The 19,439-nt window shown below is 69.8% G+C and carries 16 protein-coding genes; 12 read left to right on the top strand and 4 right to left on the bottom strand.

The features are described 5' to 3' along the window. Positions 1–21: 21 nt before the first annotated feature. Positions 22–1,992 (top strand): ATP-dependent DNA helicase, encoded by a 1,971-nt coding sequence (locus OG842_RS10140; RefSeq protein WP_266729305.1) that lies wholly within the window; start codon positions 22–24, stop codon positions 1,990–1,992. Positions 1,993–2,093: 101 nt separating this feature from the next. On the opposite strand, the gene lexA is transcribed toward OG842_RS10140, so the two are convergent. Then, complete coding sequence (gene lexA / locus OG842_RS10135; protein ID WP_266729304.1) at positions 2,094–2,885, bottom strand: transcriptional repressor LexA; 792 nt, start codon at positions 2,883–2,885, stop codon at positions 2,094–2,096. 509 nt (positions 2,886–3,394) lie between these two features. On the opposite strand from lexA, the gene nrdR reads away from it, so the two are divergent. The 5 genes from nrdR (at position 3,395) to OG842_RS10110 (ending at position 10,562) form a co-directional block, all read left to right on the top strand. After that, positions 3,395–3,907 carry a transcriptional regulator NrdR gene (nrdR, locus tag OG842_RS10130; protein ID WP_266729303.1) on the top strand — a complete coding sequence of 171 codons (513 nt, stop codon included), beginning with the start codon at positions 3,395–3,397 and terminating at the stop codon, positions 3,905–3,907. Positions 3,908–4,067: 160 nt separating this feature from the next. After that, positions 4,068–6,962, top strand: coding sequence for a vitamin B12-dependent ribonucleotide reductase (locus OG842_RS10125; protein ID WP_266729302.1), 2,895 nt, complete (start codon positions 4,068–4,070; stop codon positions 6,960–6,962). Between the two features lie 178 nt (positions 6,963–7,140). Then, a complete protein-coding gene (locus OG842_RS10120; RefSeq protein ID WP_266729301.1) occupies positions 7,141–7,584 on the top strand; it encodes a helix-turn-helix transcriptional regulator in 444 nt (147 codons plus the stop codon). 10 nt (positions 7,585–7,594) lie between these two features. After that, complete coding sequence (locus OG842_RS10115; protein WP_266729300.1) at positions 7,595–8,005, top strand: VOC family protein; 411 nt, start codon at positions 7,595–7,597, stop codon at positions 8,003–8,005. 160 nt (positions 8,006–8,165) lie between these two features. Then, a complete protein-coding gene (locus tag OG842_RS10110) occupies positions 8,166–10,562 on the top strand; it encodes an excinuclease ABC subunit UvrA (protein WP_266729299.1) in 2,397 nt (798 codons plus the stop codon). A 126-nt stretch (positions 10,563–10,688) separates the two neighbouring features. Here OG842_RS10110 and OG842_RS10105 read toward each other — a convergent pair whose 3' ends face one another. Both OG842_RS10105 and OG842_RS10100 read right to left on the bottom strand, forming a co-directional pair. Further along, positions 10,689–11,225 (bottom strand): TerD family protein, encoded by a 537-nt coding sequence (locus OG842_RS10105; protein WP_266729298.1) that lies wholly within the window; start codon positions 11,223–11,225, stop codon positions 10,689–10,691. 170 nt (positions 11,226–11,395) lie between these two features. Then, the gene (locus tag OG842_RS10100; RefSeq protein ID WP_266733507.1) at positions 11,396–12,352 is read right to left on the bottom strand and encodes a DUF1152 domain-containing protein; all 957 of its coding nucleotides are present in this window, start codon (positions 12,350–12,352) and stop codon (positions 11,396–11,398) included. Between the two features lie 99 nt (positions 12,353–12,451). Here OG842_RS10100 and OG842_RS10095 point away from each other — a divergent pair, with 99 nt between their 5' ends. The 6 genes from OG842_RS10095 (at position 12,452) to OG842_RS10065 (ending at position 18,487) form a co-directional block, all read left to right on the top strand. Continuing rightward, positions 12,452–13,057 carry a YdbC family protein gene (locus tag OG842_RS10095; RefSeq protein WP_266729297.1) on the top strand — a complete coding sequence of 202 codons (606 nt, stop codon included), beginning with the start codon at positions 12,452–12,454 and terminating at the stop codon, positions 13,055–13,057. Between the two features lie 252 nt (positions 13,058–13,309). After that, a complete protein-coding gene (locus OG842_RS10085) occupies positions 13,310–13,969 on the top strand; it encodes a histidine phosphatase family protein (RefSeq protein WP_266729296.1) in 660 nt (219 codons plus the stop codon). A gap of 12 nt (positions 13,970–13,981) precedes the next feature. Continuing rightward, positions 13,982–14,899, top strand: coding sequence for an ADP-ribosylglycohydrolase family protein (locus tag OG842_RS10080; RefSeq protein ID WP_266729295.1), 918 nt, complete (start codon positions 13,982–13,984; stop codon positions 14,897–14,899). Between the two features lie 217 nt (positions 14,900–15,116). Further along, positions 15,117–16,838 carry a DUF4153 domain-containing protein gene (locus OG842_RS10075; protein WP_266729294.1) on the top strand — a complete coding sequence of 574 codons (1,722 nt, stop codon included), beginning with the start codon at positions 15,117–15,119 and terminating at the stop codon, positions 16,836–16,838. 263 nt (positions 16,839–17,101) lie between these two features. Then, positions 17,102–17,812: a ribonuclease HII gene (locus tag OG842_RS10070; protein WP_266729293.1), complete on the top strand. Its 711-nt coding sequence runs from the start codon at positions 17,102–17,104 to the stop codon at positions 17,810–17,812. A 60-nt stretch (positions 17,813–17,872) separates the two neighbouring features. Further along, a complete protein-coding gene (locus tag OG842_RS10065; protein ID WP_266729292.1) occupies positions 17,873–18,487 on the top strand; it encodes a hypothetical protein in 615 nt (204 codons plus the stop codon). Between the two features lie 72 nt (positions 18,488–18,559). On the opposite strand, the gene OG842_RS10060 is transcribed toward OG842_RS10065, so the two are convergent. Next, positions 18,560–19,189 carry a hypothetical protein gene (locus OG842_RS10060; RefSeq protein WP_266729291.1) on the bottom strand — a complete coding sequence of 210 codons (630 nt, stop codon included), beginning with the start codon at positions 19,187–19,189 and terminating at the stop codon, positions 18,560–18,562. Positions 19,190–19,439: the final 250 nt, after the last annotated feature.

The raw sequence follows: 19,439 nt of genomic DNA, 5'->3' as shown, positions 1-19,439 counted from the left end.
GCCCCGTACGCTGGTCGGGCTATGACGAAGCCATCCCTCCCCGAGCTCCTGCACGCCGCCGTGACCGCCGTCGGCGGTACGGAACGACCTGGTCAGGCCGCCATGGCCGAGGCCGTCGCAGCGGCCGTCGACGACAATTCCCATCTGCTCGTCCAGGCCGGCACCGGCACGGGCAAGTCCCTCGGCTACCTGGTGCCCGCGCTGGCGCACGGGGAGCGGGTCGTGGTGGCCACGGCGACGCTTGCGCTCCAGCGCCAGCTCGTGGAGCGCGATCTTCCGCGCACGGTCGACGCACTGCATCCGCTGCTGCGCCGGCGCCCCAATTTCGCCATGCTCAAGGGGCGGTCCAACTACCTCTGTCTGCACCGGCTCCACGAAGGGGTGCCGCAGGACGAGGAGGAGGGGCTCTTCGACCAGTTCGAGGCCGCCGCCCCGTCGAGCAAGCTCGGTCAGGACCTGCTGCGGCTGCGGGACTGGTCCGACGACACCGAGTCCGGTGACCGCGACGACCTCACGCCCGGAGTCTCCGACCGTGCCTGGGCACAGGTCTCCGTCTCGTCCCGCGAATGTCTGGGCGCCAGCAAGTGCGCGTACGGCGCGGAGTGCTTCGCCGAGCTCGCCCGGGAGCGGGCCAAGCTCGCCGATGTCGTCGTCACCAATCACGCCCTCCTCGCCATCGACGCCATCGAGGGCGCGCCGGTGCTCCCGCAGCACGAGGTGCTGATCGTCGACGAGGCCCATGAGCTGGTCTCCAGGGTCACCGGAGTGGCCACCGGCGAGCTCACCCCCGGTCAGGTCAACAGGGCGGTGCGCCGGGCGGCGAAGCTGGTCAATGAGAAGGCCGCCGACGCGCTGCAGAGTGCGTCGGAGGGTTTCGAACGGGTCATGGAGCTGGCGCTCCCCGGCCGCCTGGAAGAGGTCCCCGAGGATCTCGGCTACGCACTGCTGGCGCTGCGCGACGCAGCGCGCACCGTGATCTCGGCCCTTGGTGCCACGCGCGACAAGTCCGTGCAGGACGAGGACGCCGTCCGCAAGCAGGCCCTGGCATCGGTGGAGACGATCCACGGCGTCGCCGAGCGGATCACCCAGGGCTCGGAGTACGACGTCGTCTGGTACGAGCGCCATGACCGCTTCGGCGCTTCCCTGCGGGTCGCACCGCTCTCCGTCTCGGGGCTGCTGCGGGAGAAGCTCTTCACCGAGCGGTCCGTCGTCCTGACCTCCGCCACGCTCAAACTCGGCGGGGACTTCAACGGGGTGGGGGCCTCGCTCGGCCTGGCTCCCGAAGGCACCGCGGGCGACGACCTTCCGCAGTGGAAGGGGCTCGACGTCGGCTCACCGTTCGACTACCCGAAGCAGGGCATCCTGTACGTCGCCAGGCATCTGGCCACACCGGGGCGGGAGAGCTCCCGCACCGACATGCTGGACGAGCTCGCCGAGCTGGTGGAGGCGGCGGGCGGGCGCACCCTCGGGCTGTTCTCCTCGATGCGGGCGGCCCAGGCCGCCGCGGAGGAGCTGCGCGGCAGGCTGGACAAGCCGATCCTGCTGCAGGGCGAGGAGACGCTGGGCGAGCTGATCAAGAACTTCGCCGCCGATCCCGAGACCTGCCTCTTCGGCACGCTGTCGCTCTGGCAGGGCGTCGATGTGCCGGGCGCCAGCTGCCAGCTGGTGATCATGGACCGGATCCCGTTCCCCCGCCCCGACGATCCGCTGATGAGCGCGCGCCAGAAGGCGGTCGAGGAAGCGGGCGGCAATGGATTCATGGCCGTCGCGGCGACGCACGCCGCGCTGCTGATGGCCCAGGGAGCGGGCCGGCTGGTCCGGGCCACGGGCGACAAGGGCGTGGTCGCCGTCCTCGATCCGCGCCTGGCCAACGCCCGGTACGGCAGCTATCTCCGGGCCTCGCTGCCCGACTTCTGGTACACCACCGACCGGAACCAGGCGCGCCGCTCACTCGCGGCGATCGACGCGGCGGCCAAGGCCGACGGCAAGTAGTCCGCTTCGGGTGCCCGGCTCCACCTCGGAGGCCTGGCGGCACGGGCAGGGCCCCGGGATCGGCGCAGTGGATCCCGGGGCCCGGTCGGAGACGGCGGGTTTCACACCCGCCGCAGCACGGCCACCACCTTGCCGAGGATGGTCGCCTCGTCGCCCGGGATCGGCTGGTACGCGGAGTTGTGCGGGAGCAGCCAGACATGGCCGTCCTCCCGCTTGAAGCGCTTGACCGTGGCCTCGCCGTCCAGCATGGCCGCCACGATGTCGCCGTTCTCCGCGACGGGCTGGCGGCGCACGGTGACCCAGTCGCCGTCGCAGATCGCCGCCTCGATCATCGAGTCACCGACGACCTTGAGCACGAACAGCTCGCCGTCACCGACGAGCTGGCGGGGGAGCGGGAAGACGTCCTCGACCGACTCCTCGGCGAGGATCGGGCCGCCGGCGGCGATCCGGCCGACCAGCGGCACGTACGACGCCGCGGGCTTGCCGGTGGTGTCGGTGGGCTGCGAACTGGGCTGGTCCGAACCCCGGACCTCGTACGCCCGCGGGCGGTGCGGGTCGCGGCGCAGGAAGCCCTTCCGCTCCAGGGCCATCAGCTGATGGGCGACGGAGGACGTGCTGGACAGGCCCACCGCCTGACCGATCTCCCGCATCGAGGGCGGATAGCCACGCCGCTGCACGGAATCCCGGATCACCTCGATCACCCGCCGCTGCCGGTCCGTGAGCCCCGAGCTGTCCGCCCGGATTCCAGGAGGTCGGCCGGGCAATGAGCGCGCTGGGCGCGGCTCTGGCCCCTCCATGTTCGTGACTGAGTCATTCATGGCATGCACCGGCTCGAATCGGCTCTGGGAGCGGTCCTGGGCAGTGATGGTGGCACTGTCAGCGGTGGTGGTCACGTCGGCCCCTCTCGAATGGTCTCCCTAGCTGGACAACGGTAGTAGCTTTCGAAAGGTTGCGCCAAACACACGTTCGAGTGAAAAACGAATAAAAGTCTGCCGCGTGTTCTCTGCCGGGTGTATGTGCGATGACTGGGTGCTCCGGACCGGACCGCGATTCGTGTTTTCACGGTAGTGGCCGTCGGTGCGGCACCGCCGTGCGGGGTGTCCGTCGGGCCGTTGTTCGAGTCCGACAGTCGGGGCCCCGTAATCCTGGTGGCCGGACCGTTCCCGTAACCTCGTGCACGGCCGTACGCTGCCTGCCGGTCGCTCGTGATGGGCGACACGCGGTAGGGCCGAATGCGCACCCAAACCCAAGATCTAGTGGTTGGATTGCTCCAGCCACCCAGAAGTTGTGGTCCCTGGTCCGCCGGGGGTGTGGCCATCGCCTATGCTTGTGACAGCTTCGAGGGGCCCCGGCGGGCCCTGGAGAGGCTATTCAGTCGTGCTGTGAAGGAGGGTTGGGAGCCATGCACTGCCCCTTCTGCAGGCACCCCGACAGCCGGGTCGTCGACAGTCGCACCACCGACGACGGCACGTCGATCCGACGCCGCCGTCAGTGCCCCGACTGCTCCCGCCGTTTCACGACGGTGGAGACCTGTTCGCTGATGGTGGTGAAGCGCAGCGGCGTGACCGAACCCTTCAGTCGCACCAAGGTCATCTCCGGTGTGCGCAAGGCGTGCCAGGGGCGGCCGGTCACCGAGGATGCCCTCGCCAAGCTCGGCCAGCGGGTCGAGGAGGCGGTGCGCGCCACCGGCAGTGCCGAGCTGACCACTCACGACGTGGGCCTGGCGATCCTCGGCCCCCTGCAGGAACTCGACCTCGTCGCGTACCTGCGCTTCGCGTCCGTGTACCGGGCGTTCGACACACTCGAAGACTTCGAGACCGCCATCGCGGAGCTCCGTGAGCGGCGGCCTCGCGTGGAAGAACGCGGGAGGGGCGAGATCCTTGAGGTCCCCGTTCCCGCCGTCGCCGCCGACTGATCGGCACCGGCCGACCGACACGGTTCCGTGGATCGGCGGCCGGGCGGCTTCATAGACCTGCTCCGGGCGCTCTGCGTGGCGTCCGAGGCATCAGAGACAGACTGTGCCCCGGGAAGTTCTGGGCACTTCAGGGTGTTTTTGCCCACATATGGGAGGCGGCATGACAGAGACGGCGAGCGGCCCGGCACGAGGTTCCCGAGCCAAGGGAGCCAAGTCGAGCAAGGGTCTGCGTATCGAGCGCATCCACACCACCCCCGGCGTACATCCGTACGACGAGGTGGCGTGGGAGCGCCGTGACGTCGTCATGACCAACTGGCGCGACGGCTCAATCAACTTCGAGCAGCGTGGCGTCGAGTTCCCCGACTTCTGGTCGGTGAACGCGGTCAACATCGTCACCAGCAAGTACTTCCGCGGGGCCGTCGGCACCCCGCAGCGCGAGACCGGTCTGCGACAGCTGATCGACCGGATCGTGAAGACGTACCGCAAGGCCGGTGAGGACCACGGCTACTTCGCCTCTCCCGCGGACGCCGAGATCTTCGAGCACGAGCTGGCCTACGCCCTCCTGCACCAGATCTTCAGCTTCAACTCGCCGGTCTGGTTCAACGTCGGAACGCCCCAGCCGCAGCAGGTCTCCGCCTGCTTCATCCTGGCCGTCGACGACTCCATGGAGTCGATCCTCGACTGGTACAAGGAAGAGGGCATGATCTTCAAGGGCGGCTCCGGCGCCGGCCTGAACCTCTCCCGTATCCGCTCCTCCAAGGAGCTGCTCTCCTCCGGCGGCAACGCCTCCGGTCCGGTCTCCTTCATGCGCGGTGCCGACGCCTCCGCCGGAACGATCAAGTCCGGTGGCGCCACCCGGCGCGCGGCCAAGATGGTGATCCTCGACGTCGACCACCCCGACATCGAGAACTTCATCGAGACCAAGGTGAAGGAGGAGGAGAAGATCCGCGCCCTGCGCGACGCGGGCTTCGACATGGACCTGGGCGGCGACGACATCACGTCCGTCCAGTACCAGAACGCCAACAACTCGGTCCGCGTGAACGACGAGTTCATGAAGGCCGTCGAGTCCGGCGGCAAGTTCGGGCTGCGTGCCCGGATGACCGGTGACGTCATCGAAGAGGTCGAGGCCAAGTCCCTCTTCCGCAAGATGGCCGAGGCGGCCTGGGCCTGCGCCGACCCGGGCATCCAGTACGACGACACCATCAACGCCTGGCACACCTGCCCGGAGTCCGGCCGGATCAACGGCTCGAACCCGTGCTCCGAGTACATGCACCTGGACAACACCTCGTGCAACCTCGCCTCGCTGAACCTGATGAAGTTCCTCAAGGACGACGGCAAGGGCAACCAGTCCTTCGAGTCCGAGCGCTTCGCCAAGGTCGTCGAGCTGGTCATCACCGCGATGGACATCTCCATCTGCTTCGCGGACTTCCCGACCCAGAAGATCGGCGAGAACACCCGCGCCTTCCGCCAGCTCGGCATCGGCTACGCCAACCTCGGCGCCCTGCTGATGGCGACCGGCCACGCCTACGACAGCGACGGCGGCCGCGCCCTCGCCGGTGCCATCACCTCGCTGATGACCGGCACCTCGTACAAGCGCTCCGCCGAGCTCGCCGCGGTCGTCGGTCCGTACGACGGCTACGCCCGCAACGCCGAGCCGCACCAGCGCGTCATGAAGCAGCACGCCGACGCCAACGCCGCGGCCGTCCACATGGATGACCTGGACAACCCGATCTGGGCCGCCGCCACGGAGGCGTGGCAGGACGTGATCCGTCTCGGCGCGAAGAACGGTTTCCGCAACGCGCAGGCCTCGGTCATCGCCCCCACCGGCACCATCGGTCTCGCGATGTCCTGCGACACCACCGGCCTCGAGCCCGACCTCGCCCTGGTCAAGTTCAAGAAGCTGGTCGGCGGCGGCTCGATGCAGATCGTCAACGGCACCGTGCCGCAGGCCCTGCGCCGCCTGGGCTACCAGGAGGAGCAGATCGAGGCGATCGTCGCCCACATCGCCGAGCACGGCAATGTGATCGACGCCCCCGGCCTGAAGACCGAGCACTACGAGGTCTTCGACTGCGCGATGGGCGAGCGTTCCATCTCCGCGATGGGCCACGTGCGCATGATGGCCGCGATCCAGCCGTGGATCTCCGGAGCGCTCTCCAAGACGGTGAACCTGCCGGAGACGGCCACCGTCGAGGACGTCGAAGAGGTCTACTTCGAGGCGTGGAAGATGGGCGTCAAGGCGCTCGCGATCTACCGCGACAACTGCAAGGTCGGCCAGCCCCTCTCCGCGAAGACCAAGGAGAAGGAGAAGGAGGCGGTCACCGCCAAGGCCGAGGAGACCATCCGTACCGCGGTCGAGAAGGTCGTCGAGTACCGCCCGGTCCGCAAGCGCCTCCCCAAGGGCCGTCCCGGCATCACCACCTCCTTCACGGTGGGCGGCGCCGAGGGCTACATGACCGCCAACTCCTACCCCGACGACGGTCTCGGCGAGGTCTTCCTGAAGATGTCCAAGCAGGGCTCCACCCTCGCGGGCATGATGGACGCCTTCTCCATCGCCGTCTCGGTCGGCCTGCAGTACGGCGTCCCGCTGGAGACGTACGTCTCGAAGTTCACCAACATGCGCTTCGAGCCGGCCGGCATGACGGACGACCCGGACGTGCGGATGGCGCAGTCGATCGTCGACTACATCTTCCGCCGCCTCGCGCTGGACTTCCTGCCGTTCGAGACCCGCTCGGCGCTCGGCATCCACTCGGCCGAGGAGCGTCAGCGCCACCTCGACACGGGTTCGTACGAGCCCTCCCTCGAGGACGAGGAGCTGGACGTCGAGACCCTGGCCCAGTCCGCCCCGGTGCGGACGGAGCCGCTGAAGGCGGTGGCCGCGGTGCAGGAGGCGGAGAATCCCGCCCCGAAGACCGCGCACACCTCGGCGGAGCTCGTCGAGATGCAGCTCGGCATCAGCGCGGACGCGCCGCTCTGCTTCTCCTGCGGTACGAAGATGCAGCGCGCCGGATCCTGCTACATCTGCGAGGGCTGCGGCTCGACCAGCGGTTGCAGCTGACCGGCAGCGCGACCGCGCCGGACACACCGTTGCGCGCGGTGTGTCCGGGTGGCTGAACCACAGTTGGGGAGGGCGTCGACTTCTGGTCGGCGCCCTTCCGGCGTGTCCCGCGCGCGAGCGCTCCGGGCGCGGACCGGTTCGGGTGCGGCGGCTCCTGCGGTGTGGCACCATCTCGCAGATGACCAGCAGACCCGACGAGGCACAGCGCCTGAGCGACCTTGCGCGTCTGCGTCGCGTCCGTGACCGGATGGACCGGGAGTTCGACCAGCCGCTGGACGTCGAGGCGCTCGCCCGTGGCGTGCACATGTCGGCGGGACATCTGAGCCGCGCGTTCCGGCAGGCGTACGGCGAGTCTCCGTACGGCTACCTGATGACGCGGCGCATCGAGCGGGCGATGGCGCTGCTTCGGCGCGGTGATCTCAGCGTCACCGAGGTCTGTTTCACGGTCGGCTGCTCGTCGCTGGGCACCTTCAGCACACGCTTCACCGAGCTGGTCGGCATGCCGCCCAGCGCCTACCGCCGCGAGGCCGCGCGGGCCACCGCGGGCCTGCCGTCCTGCGTCGCGAAGCAGGTGACCAGACCGATCAGGAATCGAGAAGCGCGGCCCCCGGGCCACGATTAGCGTGACGCCCATGGACCTCACGATTCACACGAGCTTCCTTCCGCACGACGACCCGGACGCCGCGCTGGCCTTCTACCGCGACATCCTGGGCTTCGAGATCCGCAACGACGTCGGGTTCGGCGGGATGCGCTGGATCACGGTCGGCCCCACCGGTCAGCCCGGCACATCGATCGTCCTGCACCCGCCGGCCGCCGACCCCGGCATCACCGAGGACGAGCGCCGTACCATCACCGAGATGATGGCCAAGGGCACGTACGCCATCATCACCCTGGCCACCCCCGACCTCGACTCCACGTTCGACCGGCTGCAGGCCGGCGGCGCCGAGGTCGTCCAGGAGCCGACCGAGCAGCCGTACGGGATCCGCGACTGCGCCTTCCGCGATCCTGCGGGCAATCTCATCCGCATCAACGAGGTGCGTTGAACCGTCCGGCGATCACAGCCAGGACCCGCACACGAGCCGCTGCGGGAAGTCGGTGAGATCCGGTCCCGGCCGGCTTTGCCCGATGACGCACCGCTGATATCGACCCAGGCGACGCAGACGGAGACCGCGACGGCGGCTCCGCCCGACAGATGGAGACACGATGAGCATGGCCAAGAGGACGGACCCGCAGTCGCCTGCGCCGCACGCCGCCGACAGCCACGACCTGATCCGCGTGCACGGCGCGCGGGTGAACAACCTCAAGGACGTCAGCATCGAGATCCCGAAGCGCCGGCTGACGGTGTTCACCGGGGTCTCCGGTTCGGGCAAGAGCTCGCTGGTGTTCGGCACCATCGCCGCGGAATCGCAGCGGCTGATCAACGAGACGTACAGCGCCTTCGTACAGGGCTTCATGCCGACCCTCGCGCGGCCCGAGGTCGATGTGCTCGACGGTCTGACCACCGTGATCACCGTCGACCAGCAACGCCTCGGCGCCGACCCCCGATCCACGGTCGGCACCGCCACGGACGCCAACGCGATGCTGCGCATCCTCTTCAGCCGGCTGGGCAAGCCGTACATCGGCTCGCCCCAGGCGTTCTCCTTCAACGTTGCCTCGGTCCAGGCGAGCGGCGCGTTCAAGGTCGACCGCGGCGCCGACCGGACCAGGACCGTCAAGCGGACCTTCACCCGCACCGGCGGCATGTGCACGCGCTGCGAAGGCCGGGGCACGGTCTCGGACATCGACCTCACCCAGCTCTACGACGACTCCAAGTCGCTCTCCGAGGGCGCGTTCACCATCCCCGGCTGGAAGTCGGACAGCTTCTGGACCGTGCGGGTCTACGCCGAGTCCGGTCTCCTGGACCCGGACAAGCCGATCCGCAAGTTCACCAAGAAGGAGATGCAGGACTTCCTCTACCGGGAGCCGACCAAGGTGAAGGTCGAGGGGGTCAACCTCACCTACGAGGGACTGATCCCCAAGATCCAGAAGTCGTTCCTGTCCAAGGACAAGGAGGCGTTGCAGCCGCACATCCGGGAGTTCGTGGAGCGGGCGGTCACCTTCACCACCTGCCCCGACTGCGAAGGCAGCCGGCTCAGCGCCGAGGCCCGGTCGTCGAAGATCGGGAAGCTGAGCATCGCCGACGCCTGCGCGATGCAGATCAGCGACCTGGCCGAGTGGGTGCGCGGCCTCGACGATCCGTCGGTGGCCCCGCTGCTCGCCGCGCTGCAGCGGACCCTCGACTCGTTCGTGGAGATCGGTCTCGGCTACCTCTCGCTCGACCGGCCGTCGGGCACGCTGTCGGGCGGCGAGGCGCAGCGCGTCAAGATGATCCGCCACCTCGGCTCCTCGCTCACCGATGTCACCTATGTCTTCGACGAGCCCACCATCGGCCTGCACCCCCATGACATCCAGCGGATGAACGACCTGCTGCTGCGGCTGCGGGACAAGGGCAACACGGTGCTCGTCGTGGAGCACAAGCCGCAGACGATCGCGATCGCCGACCACGTCGTCGACCTCGGCCCAGGGGCGGGCACGGGGGGCGGGACCGTCTGCTTCGAGGGCAGCGTGGAAGGGCTGCGCGCCGGCGACACCATCACCGGCCGCCACCTCGACGACCGGGCGGCCGTCAAGGAGACGGTGCGCAAGCCCACCGGGGCGCTGGAGATCCGGGGCGCGAGCGCGCACAACCTGCAGGGCGTCGACGTCGACATCCCGCTCGGCGTGCTGACCGTCGTCACCGGAGTCGCGGGCTCCGGCAAGAGCTCGCTGGTGCACGGGTCGGTCCCCGCGGGCGCGGATGTAATCTCGGTCGACCAGGGGGCCATCCGCGGTTCACGGCGGAGCAACCCGGCGACGTACACCGGGCTGCTCGACCCGATCCGCAAGGCGTTCGCGAAGGCCAACGGTGTGAAGCCGGCGCTGTTCAGCCCCAACTCCGAGGGCGCCTGCCCGACGTGCAATGGCGCCGGTGTGATCTACACCGATCTGGCGATGATGGCGGGCGTCGCGACCATCTGCGAGGAGTGCGAGGGGAAGCGGTTCCAGGCGTCGGTGCTCGACCACCACTTCGGTGGCCGCGACATCAGCGAGGTGCTCGCGATGTCGGTGACCGAGGCGGAGGAGTTCTTCGGCGCCGGCGAGGCGCGCACACCGGCCGCGCACAGGATCCTGGAGCGGCTCGCCGACGTCGGCCTCGGCTACCTCAGCCTCGGCCAGCCGCTCACCACGCTGTCCGGCGGTGAGCGTCAGCGGCTGAAGCTGGCGACGCACATGGCCGACAAGGGCGGCGTGTACGTCCTGGACGAGCCGACCACCGGCCTCCACCTCGCCGACGTCGAGCAACTGCTCGGTCTGCTGGACCGGCTCGTCGACTCCGGGAAATCGGTCATCGTCGTCGAGCACCACCAGGCGGTCATGGCGCACGCCGACTGGATCATCGACCTGGGCCCCGGCGCCGGTCACGACGGCGGCCGGATCGTCTTCGAGGGCACCCCTGCCGACCTCGTGGCCGCCCGCTCCACCCTCACCGGCGAGCACCTCGCCGCGTACGTCGGCTCCTGACCGACGGGCCTCGCGGCCTGCACCGGCTCCTGACCGGGGCCTCGCGCGGACGTGCGACACGACCGCGCGAGGCCCGAAGCGGTCGTGCACCCACAGCACTTGGGCGGTACCGCGTCCTGCGGCGTGTCACGCGCCGGGCGTGCGGTTCCCCATCGTCGCGGCGAACGAATCGGGGTCGCCGTCGAAGCCCCGGACCGTACCGTGGAACTCCCAGACCCCGGAGGCGCCCCGGACGAACTCGGCCACGGTCGCCGCGGTCGCCGCGCCGACCGCGGAGAAGTCGTCCTCCGCCAGGCTCGTGTGGCCCTCCCGGACCTGAACCGCGGTGTTCGCTATCTCGGCGAAGGTCTTGCGGCCGTCGCGCTGCTGGATGGCGACTCCGACGAGCACCCGCGAGTACGAGGTCGACAGCCGGTTCAGTTCCAGCGTCATCACCTCGTCGAAGCCGAAGCCCTGCCCGGTCCGGCTGTCGCGGTTGAGGATGATGGTGCCGTCCGGCGACCGGCTGTCGAAGTGCACGAGGTAGGCAGGGCTGCCGTACGGCGCTTCGGCGAGGTAGGTCGCCGCGATTATGTCGAGGTCATGGGGCGGGGCTCCATGAGGGCTGGGATCCCATTTGAGTCTGACCTCGACCTTCTCGATGTCCTTGTTGGGCGTGCTCATCGGACTTGCCTCCCTGGCTTCCGCTGGGCCGTCGGGCCGTTCGCATCACCCGATCATGTCCGTAACCGACCGTGGATCCAACCGGCTTGGATTTCGGCGATGGAATCGGGCCATCGGACCTCCGGGGCATGGGGACGCAGGTGCACGGGGCATCGAGCCGCCGGGCGGGCTCAGTGCGGTATGCGGCGCGGCGGTCGCTGCCGCACCTCGTCGCGGAAGTCCTCGATGGCGCTGCTGACCTGACGGATCAGATGGGTGTCCTCGATGCGGTCGAGATAGCGGCAGTTGCGGGCCACCCCGTCCAGCTCGAAGACGAAGCAGAGCGTCATCAGAGGATTGATGAACAGTTCACTGCCCCGGGTGCGCGAGGTGAACTGGACATCTCCGAAGGCTCCTTGGACGGCGGCTGCTATCGACCCGTTCACGATGCTGGGGTGGTCGGGCGTGTGGTGCTGGGCGTGTGCCACGGCATCGACGAAGAGCGCGCCCTCACGCGTCGTACGGGACACGGAGAACGCGCCCAGGCACGAACCGTCGCGTTCGAGCGCGGCGATGTTCTCCAGTACGAGACCGTGGCTCACCCCGTGATGGGCGTCGATGCCGAAGCCGATGGACACGACGAGGCGTTCCGGCACGTCGAGCGCGGCGAGCGCGGCGACGCTGGCCAGATCCTCCTCCGGGGTGCCGAGGCCGGACTCGTCGCCGCGCATCAGGATGTCCGTACCGCCGTCGACCAGGACGACCGCGTCGATGTCGTACTTCTCGATCAATGCCCGGTAGGCCGCGCGAAGCGGCTGTACGCCGACCCGGGAGAAGGCGTGGACCGTGCTCGGGTAGCCGTGCAGATCGAGCCACTGGGCGAGCGTCCGCTCCGGGAAGTACACCTGGTGGAGGGCCGTTTCGGGGGTGATGGCGGCGACGTCCGGGGCGAGCCAGGAGTCGAGCGGCAGCCCTTCGAGGGCGCTGATCGAAAGATTGGCCAGCTCTACGTGCTTGCCCTGGTGGAACAGGGAGAGCGCGACGGGGAGTCCGGCGTAGATGTCGAAGCCGCCGCCGGCCTCTGCGACGAGGACACGTTCCGCGGATTCGAGCCGGGCGAACAATGGGTTGGTGTGCAGCGACACCATGGGGATCATTCTGCGGTGAACGGCGGTCGCTCCGGGCGCACTCCACCGGACTCCGCCAGAGCGTGACTCGCGCCGCGCCGTGCACCGTACGATGGCGCGGTGCTGGTCAAGTGGATTCGTTGCACCGTGGTGGACCGTCGAGGTTTTGAACGGGGGCAGCGGAAGTGGGCGGAGCTGCCGGGTGAGCCCGGGTTCAGCGGTCAGGGCGGCGGGTGGAGCCGTGGCCGTCCGGACGTGGCGCACATATTCGCCTTCTGGGAGAACCGCGTCTTCTACGACTCGTTCATGGCACGTGCGCACGACGGCCTGGCCGCCGCGCAGTCCGGTACGTACAGCGGTATGCAGGTCAAGCTGTTCGAGCACCGCTTCGATGTGAAGACGGGCTTCGAACCGCGCTTCACCGATGCGGATGTCGTCCGAGTGGCGCACAGCAAGGTGCGCGAGGACCGGGTGGAGCACTTCGCGTTGATGCAGGAGCGGGTGTGGAACCCGGCGATGGCCGGATCGCCCGGCATGTTGCGAGGGGTGTTCGGGGAAGCGCCGGGCCATGAGTTCCTCGTGCTGTCCATGTGGCAGTCGAACGCCGAGCGTGGCAAGTACCGTGCGGGGAGCATCGAGCGGCTGTCGCAACGCACACAGATCGAGGACGATGTGGCGGAAGTGGCTGGAGATGTCGTGCAGTTGGAGCCGTCGTGGACGGTGTGACCAGTGCGGCCGACCCGGCTGTCGTGGTCGAGCGAGCGGCCTGACAGGACCGGCGTCGGCGGTGGCGCCGGAATGCTCCGCGGCGCAGTCCACGGTGAGACCGGGGCAGCCATGCTCCACCAGGCCGGTCGGGACGGCGTCACGGACCGCTGCCCGGATACGCGCGGCCCTGCCGCCGTCACACCGGCGACATCCGCCGGCCGAAGTGCGGACGACTGCTCGAACGAGCCGCGGTCGATCTAGGGTCGGTACATGGCACGACCGCAACGCATTGTCCTCGTCCGGCACGGGGAGTCCGAGGGCAACGCCGACGACACGGTGTACGAGCGCGAGCCGGACCACGCGCTGAGGCTCACCGCGACAGGGCTGAGACAGGCCAGGGAGACGGGCGTGCGGCTGCGCGAGCTGTTCGGCGGCGAGCGGGTCAGCGTGTACGTCTCGCCCTACCGCCGCACCCACGAGACGTTCAGGTCCCTCGGCCTGGCCCTGGAGAACGTGCGGGTGCGCGAGGAACCACGGCTGCGCGAGCAGGACTGGGGAAACTGGCAGGACCGTGACGACGTGCGCCTTCAGAAGGAGTACCGGGACGCGTACGGCCACTTCTTCTACCGCTTCGCGCAGGGGGAGTCCGGCGCCGACGTGTACGACAGGGTCGGGGCCTTCCTGGAGAGCCTGCACCGGAGTTTCGAAGCCCCCGACCATCCGGAGAACGTCCTGCTGGTCACGCACGGGCTGACCATGCGTTTGTTCTGCATGCGGTGGTTCCACTGGTCGGTCGCCGAGTTCGAGTCGCTGTCCAATCCGGGCAACGGGGAGACCCGCACGCTGATACTCGGAGCGGACGGGCGCTACACCCTTGACCGGCCGTTCGAGCGCTGGCGTATCCCTGAGCCGTACGGCATCACCGGATAGAGTGGAAGGGCGATGACAACCGCTGACTCTGCTTCCGGCCAACGAGCCCTGCGCGCACTGGCCAGCCTGCGCGGGCTCTCCGTGGGAGACGCACTGGGCTCCCAGTTCTTTGTGCCTGTCAACTATCCGCTGCTGAAGCGGCGCGAACTTCCATCCGGCTCCTGGCAGTGGACGGACGACACCGAGATGGCGTGTTCGGTGCTGGCAGTGCTGGTGGAGCACGAGCGGATCGACCAGGACGCGCTCGCCCGTTCCTTCGCCGACCACCATGACTTCGACCGTGGCTACGGCCCCGCCGTGAACCGGCTGCTCAGGCTGGTCCGGGAAGGCGGTGACTGGCGGGAGCTGGCGTCCGCGCTGTTCCAGGGCCAGGGGTCCTGGGGCAACGGCTCGTCGATGCGCATCGCGCCGCTCGGTGCCTGGTACGCGGACGATCCGGAGCAGGCCACCCACCAGGCCGAGATCTCCTCGTACACCACGCACCAGCACCGCGAGGCGGTGGTGGGCGCGATGGCCGTCGCAGCGGCAGCCTCACTGGCCGCGGCGACGACCGGCCCGCCCACCCCGGCGGAACTGCTCGACGGCGTGATCGCGCTCGTACCGCGCAGCGCCGTCGGCGCCGGGCTGCGCCGGGCACGGGACATGCTCGACTACTCGGACGCCGGGACGGTCGCAGCGGTCCTCGGCAACGGCCGGCGTACCAGTGCACATGACACCGTTCCGTTCGCGCTCTGGTCGGCGGCGCGGAGCCTCGGCGATTTCGAGCAGGCATTCTGGGTGACCGCCCAAGCAGGCGGCGACGTCGACACGACCTGCGCGATCGTCGGCGGGGTCGTCGCGGCGGGCAAGGCAGGCGCGCCACCGGCCGACTGGACGGCGCGCACGGAGGAGCTGCCGGACTGGCTTCCGCAGCGGAACAGCGGCTCCTGAATCGCCGACGAGCCGGGCGCCGACCCCGCCACCGGACTGTCACGGTACTGCCACAGCTCCTCCCCGCACGGTTCGCAACAGCGAGCGGAAGCTACTCTTTCGGCCACGCCGCCGTTGATGATCATCCAGACGGGCGTGCGCCGAAAATGAGACGCCGGGGTGCCCCAGCCGCTGCCCTGCGGGCGGTGTGCGCGGACCTCGGTGGGGGAGGGGTCCCATGTCCGATCACACGTCACGAACGCCCCGGCCGGCAGACGAACCCGAGCCGTCGGGGCAGGCCGGAACGTCCGAGCCGACCGCATGGTCGAAGGCTCCGCTGCCCGAGCCCCGAGGCACTGCTCCCGAGCCGCCGAAAGTGCCCGTCCACGCGCAGCAGGGCGGGCAACCGTACCCGCCCAACCCATGGCGGCAGAGCAGCTCTCAACAGGTCTCCGCGCTGTCGACACTGCGCCCGGCGGCGCCGGCCACCATTCGTGGCGCGACCCTCTGCTGCGTCGTCGTCACGGCGGTGCTGAGCGCCCTCTTGCTGGGCGACGGTCTCGGCCCGAACGCGCTGATCGTCGCGGTCCCCGCAGCGCTCGGGGCATACTTCGCCGCCCGTGCGGCCGGTCGCCGCCTCCGCCCGTGGACGGCCTTCTGGGCGGTCGGCGGACTGGCGCTCCTCGCCGTCCCGGCGCTGAGGGACGCCGGCTGGCCCGTCTTCCTGGCTGTCGTGTCGGCCATCGCGCTGGGCTCGCTCGCCCTGCACGGCAGCCGCAGCTGGCTCGGGGTGTTCCTGGGCTCGCTCGGTCTGTTCAGCGCCATCGCGGACGGTCTGGCCTGGGGCGGTCGGGGCGTGCACGCGCTGACGGCGGGTTCCCGCGGCCGGCTGGGGGTCGTTCTGCGCAGCGTCGCGGTGGCGGTCGTGCTGCTCATCGTGTTCGGGGCGCTGTTCGCGAGCGCCGATGCCGCCTTCGCCGATGTGCTCGGCGATCTGATGCCCGACGTTTCGCTCACCGGCACCCCGTGGCGGTTCCTCCTCTTCCTGGTCGGGCTGATCGGCGCGCTCGCCGCCGCGTACGCCGCAGCCGCTCCGATCCGCTGGGACGGCCTCACCGTCCGTCCGGGGAAGGCCCGCGGGCGGGTGGAGTGGGCCCTGCCGCTCATCGTGCTGAACCTGCTGTTCGCCGTCTTCATCGCTGTCCAGCTCACCGTGCTGCTCGGCGGATACGACAAGGTGATGGCCGAGACCGATCTCAGCTACTCCGAGTACGCCCGGCAGGGCTTCTGGCAGCTTCTCTGGGCCACGGTCCTCACGCTGCTGGTGATCGCGCTCGCCCTGCGCTGGGCCCCTCGCGGAAAGAGCGGCGACCGCACTCTCGTCCGGACCGTGCTCGGCGTGCTGTGCCTGCTCACCCTGATCGTCGTGGCCTCCGCGCTGAGGAGGATGGACCTCTACGTCGACGCGTACGGCCTGACACGGCTTCGGATATCCGTGGCCGCCGTGGAGCTCTGGCTGGGCGTGGTGCTGGTTCTGATCATGGCCGCCGGGGTGTTCGGCGCCCGCATGCTGCCGCGTGCCGTGGCTGCCAGCGCGGCCGTCGCCGTCCTCGCGTTCGGACTGATCTCGCCCGACGGGCTGATCGCGGAGCAGAACGTCCAGCGCTACCGCGACGACCACTCGATCGACGTCGCCTACCTCAAGGACCTCTCGGCCGACGCCGTACCGGCCCTGGACACACTGCCGGAACCACTGCGCTCCTGTGCGCTCCTGGGCATCGAACGGTCACTGCGCTCCGACGACGTCCCCTGGTACGCCACCAGCTGGGGCGAGGCACGGGCCCGCGACATCCTGAAGCGGCATCCGGCCGATCCGACGCAGCCCTGCACCGAATCGCGTACGGGCATCGGAGGCAGCGACCGCGACTTCGACGAAAGCGATCCGTACGACCCGTACTGAGCCGGTTCCGTACCTCCGTACCGAGCGACTTTACGTACCCCCGTGCCGAGCGAGTTTCCGTACTCCGCACTGAGCGAGCACTGACCGGGCCGAGCCGCGCACACGCGGCTCGGCCCGCCGTACTCACCGGCCTCGGAGCCACCCCCTCCGGGGTGCCCGGCATGCGGAACACCGGCCTCCACGGCCGCGCCACGAGTACGCGGCGGCCGACGGGCGCCCCGGGGTGTTGTCGGCCGCCCCATCGGCGTACGCTGACAGGCGCCATGCCGTACGAACCACCCACGCACACCGTCGAGCGCTCGCTGCGCGCCACCACCGGTGCCAAGACCGTCGCCGGTGTCGATGAGGTCGGACGCGGAGCGTGGGCGGGACCGGTCACAGTGTGCGCGGCCGTCACCGGCCTTCGCAGACCTCCCGCCGGACTCACCGACTCCAAGCTGATCAGCCCCAAGCGCCGTGCGGAACTCGCACCGTTGCTGGAGCGCTGGGTCACCGCGTTCGGTCTCGGCGACGCCTCTCCACAGGAGATCGACGAGCTCGGGATGACGGCCGCGCTGCGCCTCGCCGCCGTACGCGCCCTCGAAGCCCTGCCGGTGCGGCCGGACGCGGTGATACTCGACGGCAAGCACGACTACCTGGGACAGCCCTGGCAGGTCCGCACCGTGATCAAGGGCGACCAGTCCTGTATCGCGGTCGCGGCCGCTTCGGTGATCGCGAAGGTCCACCGGGACCGGATGATGGCCGAACTGGGCGCGGATTCCGGCGAGTACGCCGCATTCGCCTTCGAGGCCAACGCCGGTTACCCGTCCCCCGTACACAGGGCCGCGCTGGAGGAGTGGGGACCGACACCCCACCACCGTCTGTCGTGGTCCTATCTCGACGCGCTGCCCAGGTGGCAGCACCTCAAGAAGGTCCGCATCTCCGCCGAGGCGGCTGCACTGGAAAGCGGGGGCCAGCTCGGCTTCGACTTCTGATCGCGCACATGTACCCACCCGCCGACGCCCCGTGTGCCGGCGTTTGATAGACAACCACCCATGCCTCTCATCCTCGAGGAGCCTCAGATTCACGAGAGCGCCCAGGGTCCCCGCGTCACTCCGGCCGCAGGCCGCACCGCGTCGACCCCCCGTCCCGTACCCGGCCCGCGTTCAGCGGCCACGCCGCGCCCCGGTCGCCCCGGGCCCGGCCCCGCGAGGCCCGCGCCCCCGGCGCAGCGCCCGCATCCCACCCCCGGCCGCCCCCAGGCGGACCGGCAGGAGAATCGTTCCGCACCGCAGATCCAGTTGATCCCCGCCTCGGCGGACGGCGCACTCGACGCCGCCGACGAAGCAGTGGACCTGCTGCTCGACTCCGGCCGCGCACCGGGCGACATCCTGGTGCTGACCACCGGTGAGCAGCACCCGTGGGCCGCGCACGAACTCTCCTTCGGCGAGGCCGCCTACTGGGCGCAGCACGAGGCCGGCGACGATGTCTTCTTCGCCGGTGCCGCAGCCGCGGACCGGGTGCGGACCCGCCCGGTGGTGATCGTCGCCGTCAACGGCGGTGACGCCGCCCCCGGCGTGCTGACCGGTGCGCGGGAACGCGCCGGAGCACTGCTGATCGTGTGCGGGGACCCGCAGCGGATCAACGCGGTGCTCGGCGCCGGAGTCTGATCCGCGGGGCCTACCCGGCCGTGGCCGCGGGCCCGGCTGCCCGACGGGGCGGCCGGGTCGGCGGGCAGTGGGTCAGCGGGCCGCGGTGTGCCGCAGCGCCTGCGCCGCGCCGCCGCCGGTGCGCAGCGGGGCCGGATCCTGGTCCAGCGAGGCGTCGGCGAGAGCGGACGGCTGCGACATGGAGTGGGGACGGCGCCCGCCACGGCCCTCGCCCAGCACCTGCCAACCGCCGCGGGTCAGCGTGATGTACGCGCCGCACCGCAGTCCGTGCAGGGTGCAGGCGTCCCGCAGGCCCCACATCCACGCCCCGTCCTCCTCCGTCCAACGCTCTTCGCCCTCACGGCAGTAGAGAAGCACCGCGGTACGGACGGGGGTGCGGCGGCGGAGATCGTGCGGGATGACACGGCGCAGATGCGCCAGCAACGCGTTGCGGAACTCCCAGCCGTCCGAGGCGGTGGAGCGGCGGGCGAACGAAGCGCTGGCCGTGAGGCGTTCCTCATGGTCGAGCACGGCGACCACAGCGGTCGCCGGGGTCGGCCGGTGCCGGGAGTGCAGGCCGCTGACCACCTCGCGGGGGCTGCGCAGCAGCGGTATGCCGGCTTCGGCCCACTCGGCGGGCTCGAGCATCCTGGCGAGACGGTTGGCGGAGTCGGCGGACGCCGACATCGAAGTGGCTGCGGACGGAGCGAATCCGAAGGTCACGATCCTCCCTTCGCATACGCGCCCATGGTGCGGGCAGGGTCGAGTGAGGGCGCACCGTGGCACAGCCCTTCCGGGCCGCGAAAGGACTGTGCGGGGAGCGAGTCCAATTCTTCCTGGCGTATCGGCAGGCGGCAACGAGCAATTGGCGCAGCTGACGGGAATCAGCCGAAATGACTCTGATATCCCTGCCCACACCGTGCCCGGACGACGCCTCCCGCCACACCTGAACGGCGAGGACCAGCGGAAACAC

Source organism: Streptomyces sp. NBC_00376 (assembly GCF_036077095.1).
Lineage (GTDB): Bacteria > Actinomycetota > Actinomycetes > Streptomycetales > Streptomycetaceae > Streptomyces.
The sequence above is the reverse complement of the archived record's forward strand: the minus strand, read 5'-3'. Positions and strand labels throughout refer to the sequence as shown.